The following is a 7,688-nucleotide window of genomic DNA, read 5'->3' as shown; positions in this document are numbered from 1 at the left end:
AGCACATTAAAAAGAAATGGACGATGCCAGTGGCAAACTGGGCAACAACCGTTTCGCAGCTCAACATCTTTTTTCCTGAACGGTTAAAACTTGAGCTTTAGGGTGACACAGTTGAGTGAACAGTCTCTACTAATTTCAAGAAACATCATCTGATTTTACCCACCAAGGAGCAACTTATCTTAGGTGTGTTATTGCTACTATTGCTACTGGCAAATGTGATTTATCGTAAGCGACTGCAAGCTAAACTTTACCTTTATCTGCGCCATTATGTTTATCATTATATCTATCTGCGCGTGTTTTCTGCCTATTTTAACGAGCTTAGCTACTTATTTGCACGTAGTATTTTTCCAGCATCTTTGCTGTATCTTATCTACTGCGTTATTTTCATTGATCAAGACCCACTTAATATTATTAATATAATGATTAACGCCTTGGTACTGAGCTTGATCTTTTATATATTATTTAGTACCACCATCAGAAATTTACTACATCTTAATTCATCTCAAAATAAATCTAGTCATCGGTATGTTCGCCCTTTAGCCCTTGTGAGCTCAATGATTGTTTTCATAGAACATATTAACCCGATTGCTTTTGGCTTTAATATTGAGCCCTTTCTTATTGACTACGCTTATGCACGCGTTTTTTGCATGCTTATCTTAGGTATTGTTCAACTCATATTACTCATAAAGCTATATTTGAGTTATGCCAAAACACACCACTTTCATTCAAGTCGCTATGGCTTACTTATCTTATATTTTCTGCTCATACTCTATAGCTTATATATTGTGATGGTGCTTATCGGTTTTGGCAATCTGGCATCTATTGGTTTTTATAAGTTATTGCAAACCTTATGGGTAATTTATATTGCTAGTCAAATAACACGTTTGATTGCTTTTTTATTAACACCATTAAGTGCGCTTAAACTCCAACGTATTACTCCACATAAAAAGCATACCAAAGCCCATGCGATTGTTGTCTATCACTGGTTAAAGCTCATTGGCATTATTATTAGCTATATGTTTGCGCTACTTCTTATTACCCTATTATGGGGTGTTGAAGCCAATGAATTAAATGCGATGATAGTTTATCTTTTTACGACACCTTTTCCTATCAGTGACAATCAGATTTTTTCTGTTATGCATATTATCAACGCATTGGCTATTTTTCTCATTTGCTACGTGGCTTTATTGATTATTAAATGGATGATTCAACGCCTGATTATTCATTATTTAACCATAGAAACTGGTACAAAATATGCGCTTGATAAGTGTCTTAACTATCTGGTATTTATTTTTGCGATTGTTATTCTTATTTACGCCATGGGGGTTAGCACACATGCATTAACTTTTATCATCAGTGGTTTATCGATTGGTATTGGTTTTGCACTACAAGATGTAATCAAAAACTTTTTCTCAGGGTTTATTCTGCTGATTGAGCGCCCTATTAAGGTTGGCGATATGGTGCATTCTGGTAATGACTTAGGATTTGTTAAACATATTAATATTCGCACAACCATTATCGAAACATTTGATAAAAACACCTTAGTCATTCCAAATAGTATTCTGATCAATGATAAATTAAGCAATGAAACCATTAATCCTTTAAGTCGCGCTAGCATTAGTATTGGTGTTGGTTATAACAGTGACCCTGAAGTAGTGAAAAATATCCTATTACAAGTTGCTAAGAATAATCAGTATGTCTTTGATGATCCTAAACCATCGGTGAAATTTAATGACTTTGGCGACTCAGCACTTATCTTTATCCTTAAGGCTTTTGTTAATAAGCTTGAGCAAAGCAAAGCAGAAGACAGCCTCAGACACGAGATCTTTGCAGTCTTTAAAGTCCATAATATCGATATTCCTTTTCCACAATTGGACATTCAGTTTAAAAATATGCAATGATTTTCTTAAGGTACCACCACAACAGATATGGTGCGACTAGCGTTTGAAGTAGTGGGTATTTACTGACTTCTGTCATTCAGCACCCTAATCACCCCAATATTCAAGATTGTTTAAAGTATCAATCATTGCTGTAATGACTTTTTTAATGATTGGATTTTTATAGGATTCACTATTTACAAGAAGATATGTTGTAAATGGTTTACTCGATAAGTCAGGTAATATATTCACAAGTGTTTGATGATCTGATTTCACAACCGACTCTGGAATCAAGCTCACTCCATAGCCTAGTTTTGTTAACTTATACTGCATAATAACTGCATCACAACCTATACTTTGCTCAAATGTGACAACGTGTTCATTTTTTTCATTTCTTTTATTTTGCTTATCTTCCTGACTTTGGTCATGTTGTAGCAACCACGATTTCGTAGGTAATAAGTTATTATAAATACAAATATGTCTTTTTAAGTCTTGTGGCTCATTAATTGCTGGATGTGTTTTAAGATAATGTTCACTAGCATATAGCTTATGTGTCGTTTGTAAGCGCATTTTAACGAGCCATTCTTCATCATTAATTAAATGAATAAGTGCATCATGGATAAAGATCACATCAAATTGATCAAACAGTGATTTTGACATTGAGCCGAAATTAAGCATTAGGTAATAAGTATAACTAATCATCTCAATTGAAATATCAGGATTTATTGCCAATACTGACTGCAAACACTCGTCAATAAAAAAGTAATACACCCCTATATTATTAAAAAAGCGTACCTGCATTTTTTGTGTTTCCTGCTTTTGAACCAGTTGCGAGAAACTTCGATCCATATGCTGCACCATCGCTTGCAATCTTGGGATCAGTTCAGATCCATAAGGCGTTAATTCAACTCGCCCACTTTTTGTCGTAATCACCATATTTTTAAGATGAAACTCCAAGCGCTGAATCCGTCGTGAGATGGTTGTACGATGCTCACCCTTAGCATCTGATAGTCCAGCAATTGAACCTATTTTAATGATATCTAACAAGGTAAGCGCATCAGTAAAGAACTCAGTATACATAACATTCCTTCGCTATTCATCAGTCATTTAACCTGCTATCAAGCATAGTTTAATCCGCCTATAAGTAAAGTATGGATTCTAATACTTCTATCTTATGTCCTCTGAACTGTGTACACAAAATGCAACAACTGGTGCAACATGTGATCTGTTTCCTACACATCAAACTGCTCATAATGCGACCATACAAGGTGATCACTAACTGTCATCTTGCAATGTTCAACAACCTTCGAGGAAAACATTATGAAAAAGATCACTCAACTTAACAAACTATATACTCTTTGTGCATTATCTCTTGGTAGCATCTCATTGGTTGCCTGTGGCGGTGGCGGCGGTGGTAGCTCTGAAGAAAACACACCTGTTGCACAAACAAAGATCAACGCTGCAGTTACATTGGATACTCCAAATAATGTGATCAACGGTGACAAAGCACTTTATAGCACGCAATTAACCGCAGAGGTTGCAAGTCTTTCTGTCAGTGCTGAACCTGCTCAGATTATTGCTAAATACTTTTCACCACAGCTAACTACCGTACAAGCAAATGCATTAACGCATAATCTTGGCTGCTATGAAGGTTTAGCACTAAGTGTTGGTGAGCATTGTGAAGATCATTATGAAGTTACATCAACCATAGAAAATGCAAGTTACCATGGTAGCCTTGTTTATGAAACAACAACTGGCACGGTTACAACGCCAATCAATATCGACTTTAAGGCTGATAATGATGCGGTATTTAATCATTCAGACATTCAAGTGACCAGTGTTGGTTCATTCTCACCAGGACTGCAGTCAGCTATCGATATTATTAACACTTCACAAAAAGTGCTACAAAATCCACAAATGCTATTCCCAGAATCAGTACGTGCATATATCCATCCATTAAATAGTGTATCAACATTAGCAAGTGGGCAAGCAACAACCTTAAAGTTTGAAGTAGATAATTCCGCTGAAGCACTTGCCGCATTAAAAGCATGGAAAAATGAACTTGATCAAGCGTTAGCAACAAGCGCTTTATACGTTAAAACCAATGCGCAAAAAGCGCAAAAAGTAGAATTAACACCGTCTTTTAGTTTAGCAACACTAGTAGCTGTGAATAATTCAAATGATTTTTCACGTAATGCTAATGGCAACTTAGAAAAAGTTATTACTTTAAAAAATACAACCAGTGACGCCATCAATAGCATTGATGCACAATTCTCACCTGTCGTAGAGGGCGTAAATGCTGACTTTTCACTATGCACATTGCCACTAGCGGCAGGTGCAAGCTGTCAAATTAAAGTCATTGTCAGTCCTGAAGTCAGTAACACAGGTATTTCAAGCTTTGAGACAAATGTTACCTTTGTTACTGATTCAATTTATCATCTTGATGATTTGAGCACGACAGTAGCAATGAATACAGATGTTGCACTAAGCCTTGATCCATTGAGTGTTTTTATTGATCATCATGATAGTGTGATTAAATTTATCAATACTGGAGATGTTAATTTTAAGCCCTCAATGCTTGCTAGTGATTATAAAGTTTACGATGCGACAGGCAAAGACATCACTAACCAGATCAGCATTTTAGAAACTTCATCATGCTTAAGTGGCAATGTTGTCGCACCTAAAGCAAGCTGCTCGCTAGTAGTTAATCCAGAAATTGCCATCTCCCAAGTTGTCCAACCGTTTAAGTTAGTTATTAATAACAGCAACACAAATACCGAAATCACTTTACCAAACTACAGCGATAATGGGATTTTTGTTGATGCAACACTCACACCAAAGGCTTTTGTTTCAGGTAAAGATGCCTCAATTTATGTAGTACTTTCGCCCGTTGAAGCCAAAGTGCTCTACGGCTTTAAGCTACCCTTTGACATGCCATACACATTAGATACCAGTGTTGAAAACAGTTGCCAAATTGGTAATCTGATCAGCTCACCTTGTGTTGCCAAACTTGATATTTCAGGAGTTGATTTAGCCAATAAAAGCCTTCTTAACAATTTGATCATTCAATGGGGTGACTCAAGTACAGATACAGAAACACTCAATATCAAGGTTGTCGATATTAATGATCCTGAAGCAGACACAAGTGAGCTTGTGGATCTTAATGCACTATCACAGTTAAGCAGTAATGCGATTGCTGTTGATAAAGAAGGCTTACATATCAGCTTAACCAACAACACCAATCAAGCACTACAACACTTAAGTGTTAGCGTCCCACAATGGCTAAGCGATATTGTTGACTTTCAAGCACTTGACACCTTAAGTATGCTTGCGGTTAATAAATCTCAATCACTAAGTCTACCTTTACTTTCAGGTCAAACGGTTGCTGATCTACAACAGGCGATGATGGCACATCAAGCAGAGGTTCTTGCTAATAATGATGTTAATTCCACACTGGATAAAGTCTTTGGCTTTGCTGCGAATAATGCCGCAACCTTGTTTTATCCTAGTATAGCTAACTCGCTTTATCCGACGTTTGATGATGGTATGTTCACACAAGAAGTTGTCTTTACAGAGCTTGGAGTACGTTATATCCCGATTAGCAATAACACGACTGAAGCACAGATGATCAGCTTTGAGCAGAATTTACCAACAGGTGTCACCTTATCTGGGCAAACCTCATCTCCAGAGATGACCTTATGTCAAGAATCGATGACATTAGCCAGTGGTGCAACCTGCTATGTTGCGTTTAATGCAGCAGCTGATGCCAATGAACAGGAAGGTAACCACTTCAACCTAACATTAACACCGGATGCTCAATCTGGGTTATTGGCGACCACTTTACAGATGAGTTTTAAAACTAATTTTGTTAATGAGCTAAGCTTTAGTACACCTGAGTCAGCGATAAATATTCCATTAACTGACATCAAACACTATGACTTAAAAATTGTCAACAATGAGCTCTTTGTTGCTTGGTTGCCATCAACAGATATTGCGAATTATCGTTTGACAGGAGATGATCTAACAGGTTTGCAATTGACTGATCCTAGCATGAGTCCAAGCTGCTTCACAGGATCTGCTGTTGCCAGTGGCAGCTATTGTTATGTTGGTTTAAACGTATCTGATAACAGCACAGCAGCTGAGTATGGATTAGTCTTAGATATGGGTAGTAATAGCAATTTAGCACAAGATGATCTTAATATTGGTGCCGTAAATATTATTGACCATGGCGTTGCATCTGCTGAGCTTGTTGCTAATGGTCAAAATATCACAGGCGTTGTCGCAGGCTTAGGTTTTGACGTTGTCATTCATGCACCTGACAATTGGTTTAATGAAGTTTCAACGGATCAAAGCTTCACGATTAATTCAAGCTCGCCAGATATTCTAATCGATGGTGCAGAAAGTAGTACTTGTAGCTTCTCACAAACTCTGCAAAGCCTAACTTGCCAAGTACATGTTACTACCACTGAGGCACTTGCTGTTGGTAGCTATGAGTTAAGTATCACCGCAAATAATACAATGCAGATTAGCAATGCTATCATTAGCTTTAATATCCAAAGTTATGCATGGAAAGCCTTATCTCAAATCACTACACGTAACGATATTGGCTCGTGTGGTATCGGACATGATAATAAGGCCTATTGCTGGGGAGATAGGAATAGCAACAGATTGGGAGCTAATGTTTCTAGTGATCAACGTAAACCTGTTGCTGTATCTCTAGGTCAGATGCCACAAGATGTTGTACTTGAAACCATTATCGCTGCTGAAGACACAAGCTGTGCGCTAGATAATACCGGACAAGCCTACTGCTGGGGGGATAATGATTATGGTAAAACAGGTACGGCTAATGGCGATAATGGCTCCATTCAACAACCAACTAAAGTCGTACAAAATGGGGTAACTTTCAAAAGTATTGTTGGCGGGCAATTCCATCTTTGTGCGATCTCAGATAATGAGGAATTATATTGCTGGGGATCAAACAGACATAATCAATTGGCAACTGCGATTGCTACTGACGAAATTATTGATCATCCCATTGTTATTCCTAGAGGAGATATTCCATTAACTGAAACCGTCAAACAAGTAACGGTTAGCTTTAGTGAAACATGTGTACTTGCCAGTAATGGCTGGGTATATTGCACCGCTGAAAATGGTTCTGCTAAATTATCACCAATTGCCCAAGGTGCTTTACCTCATGACGCATATTATACCAAGATCCAGTCAGGATATGACTACTTCTGTGGGCTTGCTAGTGATAATCATGCTTACTGCTGGGGAGATAATAGACGCGGTCAATTAGGTGATAATACAACGACTGATCGCACGGTACCGGTACAGGTCAAAGCCGGCGCCATCCCAGCTAATGCAACCTTGCAGGATATCTCAGCTAACTTTAGAAGCACCTGTTTACTTGCTGATAATAAAGCCTATTGCTTTGGTGAAAACTCTTCCTATGACCTAGGTACCGGTAACACAATTCAAAACAAAGTACCGGTTGCTGTTGCTCAAGGTCAGCTAGCTCAAGATGAAACGGTGAAATCACTGGCTGGTAACAACTGCTTTATCAGTAGCCAAGACAAAGCTTATTGCTGGGGTAATAACGAGAACTATAAGACTGGTACCAACTTAACTAATACCGTCATTATAACACCTAAAGTGGTTTACCCTTATAATGGATAATTCATAATCTCACAACAACTTAAGCCTGCGACTGCAGGCTTTTTTATTGTTACGGCAAATATTCCCTGCTCGTCATGCACACATTACGCACAATCTGGCGCGCAACATGTCGTTTTTTTAATCAGAAAACCT

At 37.9% G+C, this 7,688-nt stretch carries 3 protein-coding genes; 2 read left to right on the top strand and 1 reads right to left on the bottom strand.

Annotation, left to right across the window (positions count from 1 at the left end; all coding sequences use genetic code 11):
- The first annotated feature begins 191 nt into the window (after positions 1–191).
- Entirely contained in the window at positions 192–1,901 is a 1,710-nt protein-coding gene (locus IE867_RS07750) for a mechanosensitive ion channel family protein (RefSeq protein ID WP_192484156.1), read from the top strand.
- A gap of 84 nt (positions 1,902–1,985) precedes the next feature.
- On the opposite strand, the gene IE867_RS07745 is transcribed toward IE867_RS07750, so the two are convergent.
- Positions 1,986–2,957: a LysR family transcriptional regulator gene (locus IE867_RS07745; RefSeq protein ID WP_192484155.1), complete on the bottom strand. Its 972-nt coding sequence runs from the start codon at positions 2,955–2,957 to the stop codon at positions 1,986–1,988.
- 240 nt (positions 2,958–3,197) lie between these two features.
- Here IE867_RS07745 and IE867_RS07740 point away from each other — a divergent pair, with 240 nt between their 5' ends.
- Entirely contained in the window at positions 3,198–7,556 is a 4,359-nt protein-coding gene (locus IE867_RS07740) for an RCC1 domain-containing protein (protein ID WP_192484154.1), read from the top strand.
- The last annotated feature ends 132 nt before the right edge of the window (positions 7,557–7,688 follow it).

The organism is Cysteiniphilum marinum (assembly GCF_014857925.1).
In the GTDB taxonomy this organism is placed as follows: domain Bacteria; phylum Pseudomonadota; class Gammaproteobacteria; order Francisellales; family Francisellaceae; genus Caedibacter; species Caedibacter marinus.
Note: the sequence above shows the minus strand (reverse complement) of the source record. Positions and strands in the feature narration are given on the sequence as shown.

Excerpts from the sequence above, each read along its gene's own strand:
- IE867_RS07740 (WP_192484154.1), top strand. The coding sequence starts at position 3,198 with ATGAAAAAGATCACTCAACTTAACAAACTATATACTCTTTGTGCATTA.
- IE867_RS07745 (WP_192484155.1), bottom strand. The coding sequence starts at position 2,957 with ATGTATACTGAGTTCTTTACTGATGCGCTTACCTTGTTAGATATCATT.